Origin of the sequence: Aeromonas sp. CU5 (assembly GCF_002586745.1) — a bacterium.
Taxonomy (GTDB): Bacteria; Pseudomonadota; Gammaproteobacteria; order Enterobacterales; family Aeromonadaceae; genus Aeromonas; species Aeromonas sobria.
Window position 1 is genome coordinate 1,257,313 of the sequence record NZ_CP023817.1, and the last position, 16,935, is coordinate 1,274,247.

The following is a 16,935-nucleotide window of genomic DNA, read 5'->3' on the forward strand; positions in this document are numbered from 1 at the left end:
ATGATCCATATCACGCTGATTTATGCAGGCCTGCTGGGGTTGCTGTTTTTGGGACTCTCTTTTTGGGTGGTCAGACGCCGCGCCCAGTTCGGGGTGATGATAGGGCAGGGGGAGGCTCCTGAGCTGCTGGCTGCGATCCGTGCTCACGGCAACTTCGCCGAGTATGTGCCGCTGACCCTGCTGCTGATGGCGCTGTGTGAGCTTGCCGGTGCGGATGCGCTCTGGTTGCATGCCGGTGGTACCATGTTGCTGGTCGGCCGTATCCTCCATGCCATCGGTATCCAGATCCCGAAAGCGCCCAATGTCCCCCGTTTTCTGGGGACCTTGCTGTTTTGGCTCGCCCTCGGGCTTTTCTCGGTGCTGGCCCTGTTGCAAGGCGTTGTGGCAGCCTGAAAACCGATGCTTTTTTGTGCGTGAGAACCACCCCGTGCGGGGTGGTTTTTTTATGGTGAAAAGACAAACGTTTTCTCTGATAGCCCTTGGCTATACTGACCCCATAATTTAATCAGGGCGACTTTTCGGGGCGGCGGATTGTGTTAAAATCCCGCCCCTCTTTCCCCCAGAGCACAGAACATTGCCATGAAATTTCCCGGTCAGCGCAAGTCCAAACACTATTTCCCTGTCGACAGACGTGATCCGCTGGTATCGCACAATCCGCTGTTGACCGAATTGGGCAAAGCCTATGTGGTCGGGATCGATCAGACCCTGGTAGATATCGAAGCCCATGTGGATGAAGACTTTCTGACCCGTTATGGTTTGAGCAAAGGTCATTCTGTGGTGATCAAGGATGACGTGGCTGAACGGATTTATGATGAGCTCAAAGCCAACAATATGGTGGTGAGCGAGTTTGCCGGTGGCACCATCGGCAACACGGTTCACAACTACTCGGTGCTGGCGGATTCTCACTCCATCCTGCTGGGTGTGATGAGTCAGGATATTCGCATCGGCTGCTACGCCTACCGCTATCTGTGCAACACCTCTTCCCGCGTCAATCTCGACTATTTGCAGCCGGTCGATGGCCCCATCGGTCGCTGTTTTACCTTCATCACCGAGTGCGGTGAGCGCAGCTTTGGTATCAACGCCGGCAAGATGAACCAGCTGGATGTCAATCATATCCCTGCAGAGGTGATCAAAGGTGCTTCGGCCCTGGTGATCACCGCCTATCTGGTGCGTGGTGATGATGGTGATCCGATGAAAGAGGCCGCGATGGCCGCCGTTCGCCATGCTCGCGAGGCCGGGGTGCCGGTCATCTTGACCTTGGGTACCCGCTTTGTCATCGACGAAAACCCCCAGTGGTGGCGTGACTTCATTGCCGAGAACGTGACCGTGCTGGCGATGAACGAAGATGAAGGTGAGGCCCTTACCGGGATCAAAGATCCACTCGGTGCTGCAGACAAGGCGCTCGACTGGGCCGACATGGTGCTCTGCACCGCGGGCCCCATTGGCCTCTATATGGCGAGCTACACCGACGAAGATTACAAGCGCGAAACCACCCATACCCTGTTGCCTGGCGTTATCCCCGAGTTCAACATGTATGAGTTCAGCCGCCCGATGGCCCGCGCTAAGTGCCGCAAGCCTGCCCGGATCTACTCCCACATCTCCCCGTACATGGGTGGCCCGGAGAAGATCAAGAACACCAACGGGGCAGGGGATGGCGCCCTCTCTGCCGTGCTGCACGACATGGTGGCAAACTCCTATCACCGGATGAATGTGCCCAACTCCGCCAAGCATATCTCCGAGTTCCTGACCTACTCCTCTTTGGCTCAGGTGTGCAAGTACGCCAACCGAGTCAGCTATGAAGTGCTGGCCCAGAGCAGCCCTCGTCTTTCTCGCGGCTTGCCGGAGAAAGAGGACAGCCTGGAAGAGGTTTACTGGGAGCGTTGATCTCAGGTTGTTATCACGCGCCTCCCCTGGGAGGCGCTTTTGCAGGCAAATGGCGGTTATCCCGGCTTTTTTCCATCAATAACCCCAATATGCTTGAGTCCATGTCACTTTTACGACACCATTTGGCCATCGTATTGTCGCCCGACAATGCCGCAGCACCCGAAAGAAAGAGAGAGCCCCATGAGCATGCTTAACGACAACCTTGACGCCAATTTCCAACTGTTTATCGAACAAGTCCGCGAGTCGGGTCAGGTGTGGGGTTTGCGCTATGGGGAAGACTGGGTCGTCTGCCGTTCCGCCGAATTTGAAGATGCCGACGTGATGCCGCTCTGGTCTGCCGAAGAAGATGCCCGTCTGCACTGTGTGGACGAGTGGGCTGACTATGAGCCGGAAGTGATCGAGCTGGAAGAGTTCCTTGATATCTGGATCAACGATCTGGATGAAGACGATGTACTGGTCGGCCCGAACTGGAACGCCGATCTGGAAGGCCAGGAGCTTGAACCCATCGAGCTGGCCAAGGCACTGGTAGAACTGAACGCCTGAAAGCACCTCCATTGATGGCCTGACAAGATCGGCCCATCCTTGGTTAAAGACCGGTATCTGCGAGGATACCGGTCTTTTTTATGGTCGATTGGGCCCAATGATGGCTTTAACGACGATTTGCCTTTGCACCTGCCTGGGGTATGGTCCATCATCAACCTTTTGCCAAAGGGGGCGCGCCATGTTTGTATTCGACGTAACAGGAGTGGCGGGAGGACGAGCCGAGATCCGGCTGCAGGCGCTTGACTGGGCGCAAGCTGGGCCTGTGACCTTCCAGTGTGACGACGATGAATTGGCGGTGATACTCTTGAGCGGCTGCCGTTGCGATGCGGTGGGGTTTTTCAGTCTGCTGGCGGGCTGCAAGCCACTGTATCTCGAGCAGTGGCTGAGCTATCTGCAGGAGAGCGGTCGTATCGGCAAGTGGAGCCACCAGACCGAGAGTCCGGCCGATACCCAATATCTGTCCCGAGCCGGTCTGGCGCATGATGAGCTCAATACCCTGTTGGGGCAGGTCTATCAGGTGGCGGGGTTCAACCGGTTGCAGATCAACCGTTACCTCAAAAATCGCCATAACCCCACCACGCTGGCGACCCGCTACGATCAGAAGGAGCTGGAACGTTACCGCCAGCTCAACGACATCATTCTGACTCTGTTGAAGTTGAAACATCCTCAGTAAACAGTCCGATCTGGCTGATATCCGGTCGCAACGGTTGCGGCCGGGCGATCAGATAGCCCTGCAAGCCATCCACATACATCCCCTGCAGCAGCTGTTTCTGGCCAAGCTGCTCTACTCCTTCTGCAATCACCTGGCATCCCATCCGGTGTGACACATCAACGATCATCCGCACGAACTGCTGATTGGTCTGATCTTGCTCCAGCCCGGTGATCAGGGCCGGATCCAGCTTGATATAGTCGGGTTTGAGTTCGCGAAACAGGGTGAAGGAGCCGATCCCCTTGCCGAAGTTGGCGATGGCCGAGCGACTGCCGTTGCGGCGCAGTAGCTCAAACACCCGCTTGGCACCGGTCAGGTTGCGCTCAAGGTTTTCTTCATCCAGTTCGAATACCAGATTGGCACTGGTGTTGGGATCCTTGATCAACTGGCGGTCGAGCCAGATCAAAAAGGCACTGTTTTGCAGCAGGTTGGGGGAGAGGTTGATCCCCCAACGGCTCTGATTCGCACCAAAAGCCCGGTACTGACGCATGATGTGGGTAATGACCAGTTGTTCCAGGCGCATCACCAGATCGAGTCGCTGTGCCATGGCAAACAGGGTGTCAGTGGGCAGGGCTGTACCATCGTTGCCACTGAAGCGAGTGTAGATCTCGTTGTAGGCCAGCATGCTGCGATGCAGTGGCTGGATCGGCTGATAGGTAAAGCTGAGGCGCTCCTGTGCCAGTACCTCGGTCAGCACTTCGCGCCAGTGATGCTGTCCTTGCAGGTCAGAAACATTGTCATCTTGCTGAATAGCCCAACCATTGATGGTCTCGGTCTGGGCGCGTGCCAGCGCCAGATCGGCTCTGGCCAGCACAGCTTCGATCTTCTGGCCGCTGTTGAGTTTGGTCAGCCCCGAGTAGGCTGTGCTCTCCAGTTCATGTTGATCCTGATAGTGATCGAAGGCCATCTTCAAATCCTGCCCCAGCAAATGGGGCGGGATATTGGCGACCGGCTGGACCAGTACGGCGAAGTCGGCTCCCGAGATGCGATAGACCTGATTGCCCGGGAAGCGGCTCACGACTCGCTTGATCAGGGTTGCCATGTCCTTGATGTAGGCATCACCGGACTGGAAGCCACGCTGGGCATTGATCTTGCCAAGCTCGGTGGCGCGGATCAACACCAGGGTGGCGGTTTGGGTATCCTGATCCCGCTGCAGTAGCTCGGTCATGTCGCGGCGAAACGCATGGCGGTTGAGTAGCTGGGTCAGTTCGTCGGTGGTAGCCAGATTGCTCAGTTCGGTCAGTTGGCGATGGGCACTCTGTTCGGCACTGTCAAACTGCTCCAGCAGCTGTTGCAGCACCTCTTGTGAGGCGGGCTCATCGAGTTGTGCGGGATCCCGGCCCCTGATCGCCTTGACCCAGGTGAGCTCCTGATGCTGGAGCATGCCATCCATGGTGCGAATGGCCAGCGTCAGCAGCAAGATCATGCCGAGCAGTGTGGTGGCCAGAATAATGGCCATGGTGAGCGGTGTGCTCTGAAGGGCCAACCAAACTGCTTGCAGGAGTAGCAGGGGTATGGTCACTATGATAGCGATCAGAAAGAGGGGGCGTCCGAGCTTGTGAACCATCTTGTCATCCTTGAAGTGGCTGCTTTTATGGGGGAATTTTAACCAAGCTTGCAGATCAAATCATGCTATTCCTCGCAACTCGGTTAAAAGGGTCAATTGAGATCGGTTAAATGTGAGTGAAACCACTTTCAGCATCATCTAAACCAGCGAAGATAGGTTGAAAACAGATCAAACAGGGCAGAGGTAAATCATGTTGCTAGAGCCAGAAAATAGTGCCAAAGCACGACAATTGTTAAATCAGAGTATGGCACTGGTGCTGGCGGGTGGACGTGGCAGTCGCTTGCAGCAGTTGACCGCTAATCGTGCCAAGCCTGCCGTCCATTTCGGTGGCCAATTCCGGATCATTGATTTTGTGCTATCCAACTGTATCAACTCGGGGATCCGCCGGGTGGGTGTAGTGACACAGTACAAATCTCACAGCCTGCTGCGTCACCTGCAATCGGGCTGGTCCTTCTTGCGTTATCAGATGAACGAGTTCATCGATTTGCTGCCTGCCCAGCAAAGAGTGGACGAAGTGCACTGGTATCGCGGTACCGCCGATGCCATTTATCAGAACGTCGATATCATTCGTGACTACGGCCCCAAATACATAGTGGTGCTGGCGGGGGATCACATCTACAAGATGGACTACGCCGCCATGCTGCTCGACCATGTGCGCCTTGGCGCCAAGGTGACGGTGGCCTGTATCGAAGTGCCACGAGCCGAGGCGTCAGCCTTCGGGGTCATGGATATTGATGAGCAGCGCAAGATCCGCGCCTTTGTAGAGAAACCGGCTAATCCGCCCGCCATGCCGGGTCGGGATGACCGCTCCCTCGCCTCCATGGGGATCTATATCTTCGAGGCCGAGTATCTCTATCAACTGCTGGAAGATGACATTCTCAATCAGGACTCCAAACACGACTTCGGGATGGACTTGATCCCCCGTATCGTTGAGGAAGGCAAGGCCTATGCCCATCCCTTCAATATGTCTTGTGTGGGTGCCCGTGAGGGGCAAGCGCCTTACTGGCGTGATGTAGGGACCCTGGATTCATTCTGGGAGGCGAACATGGATCTCGCCTCTGTGGTGCCCGAACTCGATATCTATGATGAAAACTGGCCTATCTGGACCAGCCAGACCCTGACGCCACCGGCCAAGTTTGTGCAGGACCGCAACGGTCAGCACGGCATGACCATCAACTCGATGTTTGCTGGCGGCGCCATCGTCAGTGGCTCCTTCGTGCTCAATTCGGTGATCTTTACCAATGTGCGGGTCCACTCTTTTTGTACCCTGGATCAGGCGATCATTTTCCCGGGGGTTGAAGTGGGGGCTGGTTGCCGTCTGCGCCGGGTGGTGGTGGATAAGGGATGTGTCCTGCCCGATGGGTTGGTGGTGGGCGAGAATGCCGATGAGGATATCCGCCGCTTCTACCGCTCCGAGCAGGGGATCGTGCTGGTGACCAAGGAGATGCTGGACAAGCTGGTTTAGCCGGGTTGTGAAAAAAGTACCTTGAAACTGTGTCAGACGCTGTAATGCAAAGGGAGCCAAATTGGCTCCCTTTTACATGTGGGTGAATGGCGATGATTATTCGCTGACCACCGCTTTGGCGGCCATCACCATGGCGGTGCCGTGCTTGCCACCGGCGGCAGTCACTTGCGGTACCCCATCTTCATCGGTGTCGCTGCCGGCACCTTCGATGATGTTCTCGCCGGAGTCACCGATCCACTCGGCCATCTGCATGCCACCGTTGACGGTGCCACGAAACCAGCTGACATACTGACCGGTCAGCTTGGCCAGCTCCAGCTCGGGCGCCTGCTCGGCCCCTTCGTTGCGCAGGTTCAGCATGGCAGAGCGTAGGGCGCCGGAGATGGCAGCCTGGGTCCAGGGGGTGTATGCATCCTGTTTACCAGCCAGCCAGGTACCTGCTTTGGCATTGAAGTAGGCCTTGTCGGCGGCGATGAACAACTCGCGGGCGGCGGTGCGGTACTTGGCATCGGAGGTGGCGAGGAACGCGGCAGTCAGGCCACGGATGGCCGCGAACTGCGCATCGATGGAGTGGCCTGCATCGAGCTTGCCACCCAGCGTGACGCCGTCATGCACCAGACCATTTTTGCCCTTGAGATTGGCAAGGATGAAATCGGCCTGTTTGCGGATCAAGTCGAGCGCCTGCTGACCCTGCTGGGTCTTGAGGTTCAGCTCACCATTGTCACCGGCGGCGTAACCGACCGGCAGCGCATCCTGAGCGCGCTGGAAGATCTGCAGGGCGACCAGAGCGTAAGCTGCGTCAAAGGTGGTGACGTGCTTGCCCTGTTTGCCTGCCTGCCAGCTATCGACCAGGGTGCCAGCCTTGGTATCAAAGTGCAGGGCGGCCAGGTTCTTGAAGGTGAGGTTGGAGAGATTGATCGCCAGCGAGAAGGCATCGCTGCCAGCGACGGCCTTGCCCAAGTCATTGGCCTGGTTGGCAGCCGGTGCGGCGGCAAACGGCGCGCCGTCAAACACAGCGTGGAAGGCCGGGTTCTGGTTGGTATTGGCAGTGCGTTGATCGCTGAAGGCATAGAACTCGGAGAGCGGCCACAGCATCATCCAGGCATCGCGCAGCTGGGCAGAGCTATCCACCACCTCCAGCTTGCCGATGGCACCGGCATCGTTGCTGCTGGTTTCGGTCACTTTCACCTGATGGGGGAAGTAGACAACGCCCTTGGCCGGATCGTACTGCGGGATGATCTTGGCGCCCAGTTGCTTGCCATCGAAGCCGAGTTGGTTCTGCATGATGGCCAGCTTGTCGATGGATTGTTCAGTCAGCATCATGCCGTTGAAGCCGTCAGCGGCAGAGACGCCCAGCTTGTGCTTGCCATCCTGATCCATGGTGGTGGAGGCCGCTTCTACCTCTTCATCAGTTTCGGCCACGTGCATGCCACCGAGGAAGTCTTGCGACCACATCACCTCTTTGAGCAGGATGCCGCCCACGGCTGCGGGCACCAGCAGGTTGTCACTGCCGCTCCAGCGCAGGGTGCTGTAGTCACGGAAGTAGGCGGGCACCTGGGTCTTGACGGTTTTTTCGGTACCTTTGGCGGTCTTGATGGTGATCTGGTCGCCATTGACCGGGGTGGCGTTGACCGCCTGGGCAAACTCCGGATTGGTAGAGGCATAGGGCAGGGAGAGGGGATACATGCCCTGCGGCACTTCATCAGCCGGGAAGCCAACAGCTTCGGCCATGGCCAGCACCCGTTTGCCGAGATCGGCCATGGTGCCGCCACGGGCCAGGTTTTGCGGCCCGTTCACCAGATGGGGGCCCATGCCGGATTGGTAGTTGAGGGCGTACATCGCCTCTTCGGAGTATTCGTAAGATTCGATGCCAGCGGCGAAGTCGAACGGGGTCGGCTCATCGGCACGGTTGGCATCCAGCACATCCAGATCCAGCCCCAGCGCTTCGGCCAGCGGCTCACCGGAGAGCTCGAATTCGGTATAGGCCAGCATGTTGGCGGCAGTATTGAATGTTTTGTCTTCGACCTTGACGGCAGTGTGCGCGGCGCCGCTGATCAGTGCGCAGGCGATCGCCTGAACCAGTACGGTTTTTCTCATGTCCCTTCTCACCATTGGTTTTATTATTGACGCTTCTCATGACGAATCTAAATGAGAATGGTCTGCATTATGCTGTGTTGGAGTGGACTTGAGAAGTAAAAAACCGCCCCGATCGGCAGCACGTTAAACCGGATGCGTGCTGTCGAAGAGGACGGTTATCTGCTGATCGCGATAAAAGTGCCAGTGCGGCGGGGATCAGAGCAGCTTGAACGGGATGACCAGGCGGCCCGGCTCTACCTTGAGGGCTTCGACCTTATCCTTGATCCTGGCTTCGTTCTTGCGGCTGCTGTCGAGGCGGTAGACCGGGGTCTGCGACAGGAACAGGGAGAGCGACTGATTGAAGGTGGGCAGCAGCGGGGTGAGGGCGGCCCCGATATCGGCCGGCTCGGTCTTGACCGAGACCAGCTCAAGGTCGCGCAAATAGATGGCACCCTGGTCGGCCACATAGTCCGGGCGGGCACTCAGGGCAAAGCGGATCTTCATCTGCTGGCTGCCAAGGGGACTGCTCACCTGCAGGTCGCCAGCGGCATCCAGCTCGATGCGATCCGCTTGCTTGCGGCCGATACGGCTCTGCATCTCGTCCAGACGGATCTTGCTCGACATGATGCCGGGGATCCCCAGCTGTTTTTCAAAAGAGACCTGATCTTTGAGGTACTGGTTGATTTCGGCCTCGCTGACGTTGTACTGGGTCAGGGAGCAGGCCCCCAGCAGCAGGGCGAGGGGGAGTAACAACAGCTGTTTCAACATGATGGATTCCGCTTGGGCAAATATGATGGCGCTATCTTACGCGATAATGGGCGTGGAATGAGAGCCTCATACCGTGGGAAATCACGGGGTTGCTGCATTCCCGGTTGTTTTTTGGCAACCGTCGGGTTCATCATCGACGGGTTAACTGAGCAGGGCAGAGCTGTTGGCAACGGGCGTTGGCCCACGCCTGAGCAGATCGTGAGTAGAGCACAAGAAGAGAGCGAGGAGAGCGCAATGGAGCGGATGGGCAAGGTTGGCCGCAGGGTGCTGCTGTGGCTTGGCTGCATGATGGGACTCTGGAGCCCGTTGCTGTGGGCCGAGGTGAAAGTGATTCCGGTCTTCGAGGCGCAGGCAGCGGTGCAGACCCTCAAGGAGATCTATCCCCAGCTTGGGGTGAGTGCCATGGGCAATCAGCTGGTGCTGAGCGGAACGCCAGCCCAGCTGCAGGAGGCCGAAGCCACGTTGGCCCAGATCAACCAGCCGCCGCAAAGCCTGCTTATCGAGTGGCGGGTGGATGGGGCCGCCAGCGGTCAGCAACTGGGGGGCTCAATCAGTCGCGACGAGGCCAAAAGGCAGTGGCTGCTCGATGGCAATGCCGAGCAGTATCAGCGCAGCCAGAACGACAGCTGGCAGGTGCGTGGGCTTTCGGGTCGTCCCGTGTTGCTGCAGATGGGCTCCTATCAGCCGGTGACCTTCTATCAGTGGAACGGGGGCGCCGTGGTGGGGATGATGCCGCTGATCAACGGCCTCTATGCCACGGCCACCTTGATTGGCGATCGGGTGCAGATTGCGCTGAGCAGCGAGCAGGCGAGGCTGGATCAGGGCACCATCAATCGTGGGCAGAGTGCCACCGAGGTCAGCGGGGCTCCGGGCCAGTGGCTGACGGTGGGGGAGCTCTCGACCAGTTCTGCGGATCAAGGGAGCAGCCTCGGTACCCAGCTACAGGGCGGGCGAGGCAGCCAGAGCGAGCGCCAGACCCTGCAGATCCGGGTCACTCGCCAATAGGGTGTCAGGTCTGCTAGTGGGGCTGGTCTGCGGCATATTCCCGCAGCTGGCGGCTGCGCAGCAGATACCAGAGGGACCAGAGGCTGGCGACCAGCACCAGCGCGGTGGGCCAGCTGAACGACCACTTCTGCAGATTGAGGCTGTGCAGTTGCATCAGCAGGCCGCTGACGGCAGAGCAGAGCAGCAGCAGCGGGCTGTGGCGCCGGAGTCTGGCGCGAATGCTGTGGGTCTGCTGATAGGTGCCCCCGCAGGCGAGCAGCGCCAGCATGGCGGGCACGTCGGTCAGCAGGCTGATATAGAGGGTGATCTTGTCCGGATAGAAGAGGGTCAGGATCTCGCTGCCGCTCTCGCGGGTGACCCCAGCCATCAGAAACAGCCAGACCGAGCGGGTCAGCAGCAGGGCGATGGGCCAGAACCAGAGGGGCGGGCGTAACTGGCCGTGATCGTCATATCGGTGTTCGGGGTAGAAGGTCATGGTTGCCCGTTATCCACGTGAATGGAGTGATAGAGGGGATATGGGGCGACGAAGAGCCCTTTGCAAGGCGTTGGGAGCTGCGTGAATTAATCGGGGGGCCATGCCCCCCAATCTGTTTCTTCAGATATCGCCGTGCACGGCGTGCGCGTTACAGCCAGCCCTTGCGCTTGAAGAAGAGGCCGGTGCCGAGTGATGACATCACCATCAGCACCAGCGACATGGGGTAACCATACTCCCAGGCGAGCTCCGGCATGCGGCCGAAGTTCATGCCGTAGATACTGGCGATCAGGGTCGGCGGCAGGAAGATCACCGCAGCAACCGAGAAGATCTTGATCACCTTGTTCTGCTCCAGATTGGTGACCCCCATGGAGGCCTCCAGCTGGAAGTTGATCTTGTCGAACAGGAACTGGGTGTGGGGCAAGAGAGATTCCACGTCATGCAGCATCTCGTCGATCCACTTGTTCTGCTCCAGGCTCATGCGCTGGCGCAGGCTGCGTTTGAGGAAACGCAGGGCGCGGCGGGTATCGTGCAGGGAGAGACGGATCTGGCCGTTGGCCTCTTCCTGCGCCATCAGCTCCTTGAGCATGGAATTGATTTGGTCAGGCTCGAAGATTTGATCCGCGGTGTTTTCCAACGTCTTGTAACCATCTTCGATGAGATCCGAGAGGTACTCTACCTTGAGGTTTTGCACCTCGAGCAACACATCGAGGGCATCTTCCACCTCCAGCCGATCCTGGCGCATATAGTGGCGTAGCAGGCGCACCAGCCCGATATCATCTTCACGAATACTGATCAGCAGGTTGTTGCGCAGGGTAAAGGAGACGTGGACACCCTTGGTGTCACGGCCGATCCGCTGGGGAAACAGAGAGTGAATGTGCAGACCATCGGTATCCCAGTAAAAACGGGCAGATGCTTCGATATCGTCAAGCTCTTCCTTGTCGGGAACCTCTTCCAGAAACAGGCCCGTCAACCATTCTCGCTCTGCCGTGTCTGGTTTGTAGGCATCCAGCCAGATCGTGTTGTCAGGCACTATGTCGTCAGGCCCGAGCGTGACTATGTCCAGCACCTTGTTATTGAGAATGTAGGCGGTGATCATCTGTCCCCCCTTAAAAAGTCATGGGTCATCAGGGATGGTTGCACAGGTCATGCGGCCTAGATCGCACAGAAAGCGATCCCGTGGATAAGCAAAACGGGCCGATGGAAAACCTGAATGCGGCGAACTATACAGGGGCGGGCCGCGCTTGTCAGGGCCAATTCATAGGGGGTCTGGCGTGTTTGTTTAAAAAAGCAGCGAGGTCGGATCACCTGAGCGGCCGTGCGGGGTCGAGCCCGCACCAAGCAGGGGGGATGGATATCAGGAACAGGGCGTTGATATCGCCTTGCTTCATTACATATTGGGATAGTTGGGCCCGGAGCCCCCCTGTGGCGGCGTCCATATGATGTTTTGGGGCTGAGTATCTTTGATGTCACCGCATCTTGGTATCGCCGTGTTCCATCACATATTCGGATAATTCGGCCCGGAGCCTCCCTGTGGCGGTGTCCAGACGATGTTTTGACTGGGATCTTTAATGTCACAGGTCTTGCAGTGAATACAGTTGGCTGCGTTGATTTGCAGTTTGGCCGCGCCTTCCATTTCCAGCACTTCAAACACCCCGGCCGGGCAGTAGCGTTGGGCGGGTTCGGCCCAGGTGGGCAGATTGACCTCCACCGGAATGCGCTCGTCCTGCAGCTTGAGGTGGCAAGGCTGATCCTCGTCGTGACTGGTGTTGGCGAGATACACAGACGAGAGCTTGTCAAAGCTCAGCTTGCCATCGGGTTTGGGATAATGGATGGGCTCGCAGCGGCTGGCCACGCGCAGCTGACGGTAGTCGTGAGCCTTATCGAGCAGCTTGAAGGGCGAGTTTGTGCCAAACAGCCGTTGCTCCAGCCAGTTGAAGGCACCGCCCAACCAGGGACCATAGTTGTGAAGAGCCGCGCCAAAGTTGCGCGCCGCCTTGAGCTCGCGGGCCAGCCAGCTCTGTTGCAGCTCGTCACCATACTGGGCCAGATCCCGTCCCCCCCGCAGTGCCATCGCGACGGTTTTTGCCGCCAGCATCCCAGATTTCATGGCGGTGTGGATCCCCTTGATGCGGGAAAAATCCAGTGTGCCCGCATCACAACCGATCAGCAGGCCGCCCGGGAAGTGCATGCGGGGCAGGGCGTGCCAGCCCCCTTTGGTGATGGCGCGAGCACCGTAGCTGATGCGCTCTCCCCCTTGCAGCAGGTCGGCGATGAGCGGGTGATGCTTGAGGCGCTGGAATTCGTCGAACGGGCTGAGCCAGGGATTCTGGTAGTTGAGATCGACAATCAGCCCGACCGCGACCTGATCCCCTTCCATTTGATAGAGATAGAAACCACCGTGGCTATCGTCGCCGCCCTGCTTGCCAAGGGGCCAGCCACTGCCGTGCAGCACCTGTCCTGCTTTCCCCCGACCTGCTGGCAGTTGCCACAGCTCCTTGAAGCCGATGGCATAGTGCTGGGGCTGGGCAGGATTTGCCAGATTGAAGTCGGCGATCAGCTGCTTGCCGAGATGGCCGCGAGCCCCTTCGGCAAAGAGGGTGTAGCGGCCGAGCAGCGCCATGCCGGGCACATGATCCGCTTTCGGGTTGCCTGCCCGATCCAGCCCCAGATCGCCGGTGATAACCCCCTTGACCCGGCCCGCTTCCATGATAAGTTCGCTGGCGGTAAACCCCGGGTATATTTCGACTCCCAGTTTTTCCGCCTGCTGGCCGAGCCAGCGGCAAAGGTTGCCGAGGCTGACGATGTGACAGCCCTCATTGTGCATCCGGGGTGGCACCGCCCAGGCGGGCAGTTGCAGGGAGCGTTGCTCGCTTTGCAGCAGATGTACCTGATCGTCGCTGACCGGCACGCCAAGCGGCGCTTGCTGCCAGCAATCCGGCAGCAGCTCTTGCAAGGCGACGGGATCAAACAGCGCGCCGGAGAGCAGGTGGGCGCCAATTTCGGCCCCTTTCTCCAGCAGACAGACAGATAGAGTGGCATCCTGCTGTTTCAGGGCGATGGCTGCAGTGAGCCCCGCCGGACCGCCGCCGACGATGACGACATCAAATTCCATTGCTTCCCGTTCCATCTTGCCTCTGCGCTCTGGTTGGCCTAGGGTAATGCTGGTAGTTTACGTAAACGTAAAGCGGTTGTAAGCAAAACTGAGCAAGAAAAAGCAAAAAATCAGGCAAAGGCGTACTGCAACAAGTGCAGAGGCAATCTAATGAATTCAATCCAAACAGACGAGGCATGACCCCATGAAGCTGCTGGTCGCGATCAAACGGGTAGTCGACTACAACGTCAAGATCCGGGTGAAGGGAGACGGCTCCGACGTGGAGCTCGCCAATGTGAAGATGGGGATCAACCCCTTTTGTGAAATTGCGGTGGAGGAGGGGGTCAGGCTGCGGGAAGCGGGTATTGCCAGCGAGCTGGTGGTGGTGACCTTCGGCCCTGACGCGGCGGCCGAGCAACTGCGCCATGCGCTGGCGCTGGGGGCGGATCGGGCGCTGCATTATGTCACCGATGAGACACTCACCCCGCTGACTGTCGCCCGTGCCTTGCACAAGGTGTGTGAGCAGGAGCAGCCGGGTCTGGTGCTGCTCGGCAAGCAGTCCATCGATTCTGACAACAATCAGGTGGCCCAGATGCTGGCTGCCCTCAATGATTGGCCACTGGCGACCTGCGCGTCCGCCCTCAAGGTGGAAGCTGCTGAGCTGCTGGTGACTCGCGAAATTGACGGTGGCCTCGAGACCCTGGGCATGCCGCTGCCTGCGGTGGTGAGCGCCGATCTGCGTTTGAATGAACCGCGCTTTGCCTCGCTGCCCAACATCATGAAGGCCAAGCGCAAGCCGCTGGATAGCGCCCCGTTCTCGACACTTGCCGTTGAGGTGGCTAACCAGACCCGCCTGCTCGGGGTGATGACGCCGCCAGCCCGCAGCGCCGGGGTCAAGGTGGGCTCGGTGGACGAGCTGGTGGACAAACTCAAACACGAAGCGAAGGTGCTGCCATGAGCGTGCTGATCATTGCCGAACATCATCAGGGCCATCTGGCCGACAACGTGGCACAACTGGTCACCGCTGCCATCTCCATCGGCGGTCAGGTCGATCTGCTGTTGCTGGGGCAGGGGCTGACCGAGGCGGGTGAACAGGCGGCTGCCCTCGGCGGTGTCGACAAGGTACTGCTTGCCGAACATCCACGGCTGGCCGACGGGCTTCTGGATGGGGTCGACAAGCTGCTGGCCAGCTGGTGCGAAGGTTACAGCCACTGCCTGATGGCGGCGAGCGCCATGGGCAAGGCGCTGCTGCCACAGGTGGCGGCCCGGCTCGGGGTGGAGATGCTCTCCGAGGTGATCGGCATCGAGAGCAGCGACACCTTCCTGCGCCCCATCTATGCGGGCAATGCCATCGCCAGAGTGGCGAGCTCTGCATCGGTCAAGGTGATGACGGTGCGGGCCACCGCTTTTGCCAAGGCGGCGACGGGCGGGCAGGCTCTCATCGAGCGCTTGGCCGTACCCGAGTTTGTTGGTCGTACCCGGTTGGTCGAGCGCCGCGCGGTGCGCTCCAGCAGACCAGATTTGACTGCCGCTCGGGTGGTGGTCTCCGGTGGCCGAGCCCTTGGCTCCAAGGCGCAGTTTGCTTTGATAGAAGCGCTGGCCGACAAGCTGGGTGGCGCGGTGGGGGCATCGCGGGCCGCCGTTGATGCGGGATATGTGGCCAACGATCTGCAAGTGGGGCAGACCGGCAAGGTGGTGGCGCCCGAGCTCTATATCGCGGTCGGTATTTCGGGTGCCATTCAGCATCTGGCGGGGATGAAGGAGTCGAAGGTGATCGTGGCCATCAACAAGGACAGCGAGGCCCCCATCTTTCAGGTGGCGGACTACGGGCTGGTGGGGGATCTCTTCACCCTGCTGCCGGAGCTCACCGCCAAACTGTAAATTTGTCAGAAATGACTGAGCAGTGGTCGTTTATGCGCTCTGCCCGCCATTTCTGTGCATGTTCCCTGCAAGCCCTGACCCGTTCAGGGCTTTTTCTGCTGCAAGGGGGATGAAGAGTGACGGTAAAAGGTTGAGCCAGCTCCCAAAAAGCCTTTGATCCGCTGGCTGCTCTTGTGTAAAACCTGACAAGTCATCGATTCCTCTCATCCACTCACGGAAAGCGTCATGAGCAAACAGATTTACAACTTCTGCGCCGGCCCCGCCATGCTGCCGGTTGAAGTCATGGAGCGCGCCCAGCGCGAATTTTGTAATTTTCAGGGGCTGGGAGCCTCGGTCATGGAGCTTTCCCATCGTGGCAAGCCCTACATGGCGGTGGCCGAGAAGGCCGAAGCCGATCTGCGCGAGCTGCTGGCGGTGCCGGATAACTACAAGGTGCTGTTCATGCACGGTGGTGGTCGCGGCCAGTTCTCCGCCGTGCCCATGAACCTGCTGGGCGGGGCCAACAAGAAGGCTGACTTCTTGCTGACCGGCGTCTGGTCCCAGAGTGCGGTGGATGAAGCCAAAAAGTATGGCGATATCCAGACCTTCCAGGGCGTTGCCAAGAACGCGCAGGGGATCTCTCACCTGCTGCCGACCCCGGCGTTTCGCGCCGATGCGGCCTATGTTCACTACTGCCCGAACGAAACCATCGACGGCATCGAGATGTTCGACATCCCGGCCACCGGTGAGGTGCCGCTGGTGGCGGATCTCTCCTCCACCATTCTCTCCCGTCCTATCGACGTGAGCCGCTTTGGCATCATCTATGCTGGTGCCCAGAAGAATATCGGGCCGTCCGGGCTTGCCATCGCCATCGTGCGCGATGACTTGCTGGATCAGGCGAGAGCCGATGTGCCCTCGATTTTCGACTACAAGCTCACCGCCAAGAACGACTCCATGTTCAACACGCCGCCCACCTACGCCTGGTATCTGGCCGGTCTGGTGTTCGAGTGGCTCAAAGAACAGGGTGGCCTCGAGGCGATGGAGGCGCGCAACAAGGAGAAGGCCGACTTCCTGTATGACTATCTCGATCAGTCGAGCTTCTACGGCAATCAGGTGGATGTCAGCTGCCGTTCGCGGATGAATATCCCGTTCCAGCTGAAAAATGCCGAGCTGGACAAGCAGTTCCTGGCCGAATCTGAAGCCGCTGGCCTGCTGGCCCTCAAAGGGCACCGCATTGTCGGTGGTATGCGTGCCAGCCTCTATAACGCCATGCCGCTGGAAGGGGTGAAGGCCCTGGTGAGCTTTATGGACGGTTTTGCCAAGCGCCACGGCTGAGAAGAGAGCACTCATCTGTTTGCTGGCGGCTTCTTGTGACAACCCATGAGCCGCTTCCAGCTATTGCAGTGATTCAAGACGCCGGGGAGACCCGGCGTCTTTTTTTCAACAGAACCAGAGTGCTGGCGTTCGCCGTGGGATTTCCCCTGAAAGTGCCCTT

General features: G+C 58.8%; 16 protein-coding genes. 9 read left to right on the forward strand and 7 right to left on the reverse strand.

Annotation, left to right across the window (positions count from 1 at the left end; translation table 11 throughout):
- The 4 genes from CK911_RS05635 (at position 1) to CK911_RS05650 (ending at position 3,100) form a co-directional block, all read left to right on the forward strand.
- A complete protein-coding gene (locus tag CK911_RS05635; protein WP_098969272.1) occupies positions 1-393 on the forward strand; it encodes an MAPEG family protein in 393 nt (130 codons plus the stop codon).
- Positions 394-579: 186 nt separating this feature from the next.
- Positions 580-1,884, forward strand: a complete 1,305-nt coding sequence (locus tag CK911_RS05640; RefSeq protein ID WP_042023960.1) for an inosine/guanosine kinase — start codon at positions 580-582, stop codon at positions 1,882-1,884.
- A gap of 180 nt (positions 1,885-2,064) precedes the next feature.
- A complete protein-coding gene (locus tag CK911_RS05645; RefSeq protein ID WP_042023959.1) occupies positions 2,065-2,427 on the forward strand; it encodes a DUF2750 domain-containing protein in 363 nt (120 codons plus the stop codon).
- Between the two features lie 178 nt (positions 2,428-2,605).
- Positions 2,606-3,100 (forward strand): hypothetical protein, encoded by a 495-nt coding sequence (locus CK911_RS05650; RefSeq protein WP_098969273.1) that lies wholly within the window; start codon positions 2,606-2,608, stop codon positions 3,098-3,100.
- Here the strand turns inward: CK911_RS05650 and CK911_RS05655 are convergent.
- Entirely contained in the window at positions 3,063-4,703 is a 1,641-nt protein-coding gene (locus tag CK911_RS05655; protein WP_098969274.1) for an EAL domain-containing protein, read from the reverse strand. The genes CK911_RS05650 and CK911_RS05655 overlap by 38 nt on opposite strands.
- A 190-nt stretch (positions 4,704-4,893) precedes the next feature.
- On the opposite strand from CK911_RS05655, the gene glgC reads away from it, so the two are divergent.
- Entirely contained in the window at positions 4,894-6,168 is a 1,275-nt protein-coding gene (gene glgC / locus CK911_RS05660) for a glucose-1-phosphate adenylyltransferase (protein ID WP_098969275.1), read from the forward strand.
- Between the two features lie 96 nt (positions 6,169-6,264).
- Here glgC and CK911_RS05665 read toward each other — a convergent pair whose 3' ends face one another.
- Positions 6,265-8,262, reverse strand: a complete 1,998-nt coding sequence (locus tag CK911_RS05665) for a hypothetical protein (protein ID WP_098969276.1) — start codon at positions 8,260-8,262, stop codon at positions 6,265-6,267.
- A gap of 195 nt (positions 8,263-8,457) precedes the next feature.
- A complete protein-coding gene (locus tag CK911_RS05670) occupies positions 8,458-9,009 on the reverse strand; it encodes a lipoprotein (protein ID WP_098969277.1) in 552 nt (183 codons plus the stop codon).
- Between the two features lie 234 nt (positions 9,010-9,243).
- On the opposite strand from CK911_RS05670, the gene CK911_RS05675 reads away from it, so the two are divergent.
- Positions 9,244-10,014 carry a hypothetical protein gene (locus tag CK911_RS05675; protein WP_098969278.1) on the forward strand — a complete coding sequence of 257 codons (771 nt, stop codon included), beginning with the start codon at positions 9,244-9,246 and terminating at the stop codon, positions 10,012-10,014.
- A gap of 13 nt (positions 10,015-10,027) precedes the next feature.
- On the opposite strand, the gene CK911_RS05680 is transcribed toward CK911_RS05675, so the two are convergent.
- The 4 genes from CK911_RS05680 to CK911_RS05695 all read right to left on the reverse strand — a co-directional run bounded on the left by CK911_RS05680 (position 10,028) and on the right by CK911_RS05695 (position 13,616).
- Complete coding sequence (locus CK911_RS05680) at positions 10,028-10,489, reverse strand: DUF2919 domain-containing protein (RefSeq protein WP_098969279.1); 462 nt, start codon at positions 10,487-10,489, stop codon at positions 10,028-10,030.
- 148 nt (positions 10,490-10,637) lie between these two features.
- The gene (corA, locus tag CK911_RS05685; RefSeq protein ID WP_042023944.1) at positions 10,638-11,585 is read right to left on the reverse strand and encodes a magnesium/cobalt transporter CorA; all 948 of its coding nucleotides are present in this window, start codon (positions 11,583-11,585) and stop codon (positions 10,638-10,640) included.
- A gap of 291 nt (positions 11,586-11,876) precedes the next feature.
- Complete coding sequence (locus tag CK911_RS21640) at positions 11,877-11,972, reverse strand: 4Fe-4S dicluster domain-containing protein (protein WP_075112430.1); 96 nt, start codon at positions 11,970-11,972, stop codon at positions 11,877-11,879.
- Positions 11,973-11,984: 12 nt separating this feature from the next.
- On the reverse strand, positions 11,985-13,616 hold the full coding sequence (locus CK911_RS05695; protein WP_098969280.1) for an electron transfer flavoprotein-ubiquinone oxidoreductase: 1,632 nt from the start codon (positions 13,614-13,616) through the stop codon (positions 11,985-11,987).
- 169 nt (positions 13,617-13,785) lie between these two features.
- Between CK911_RS05695 and CK911_RS05700 the strand changes: the two genes are divergently transcribed.
- From CK911_RS05700 to serC, 3 genes are all read left to right on the forward strand, one after another.
- Positions 13,786-14,538 carry an electron transfer flavoprotein subunit beta/FixA family protein gene (locus CK911_RS05700; protein WP_098969281.1) on the forward strand — a complete coding sequence of 251 codons (753 nt, stop codon included), beginning with the start codon at positions 13,786-13,788 and terminating at the stop codon, positions 14,536-14,538.
- Positions 14,535-15,461 (forward strand): electron transfer flavoprotein subunit alpha/FixB family protein, encoded by a 927-nt coding sequence (locus CK911_RS05705; RefSeq protein WP_098969282.1) that lies wholly within the window; start codon positions 14,535-14,537, stop codon positions 15,459-15,461. Before CK911_RS05700 ends, CK911_RS05705 begins: the two co-directional genes overlap by 4 nt.
- Before the next feature lie 225 nt (positions 15,462-15,686).
- On the forward strand, positions 15,687-16,775 hold the full coding sequence (gene serC, locus CK911_RS05710; RefSeq protein WP_098969283.1) for a 3-phosphoserine/phosphohydroxythreonine transaminase: 1,089 nt from the start codon (positions 15,687-15,689) through the stop codon (positions 16,773-16,775).
- The last annotated feature ends 160 nt before the right edge of the window (positions 16,776-16,935 follow it).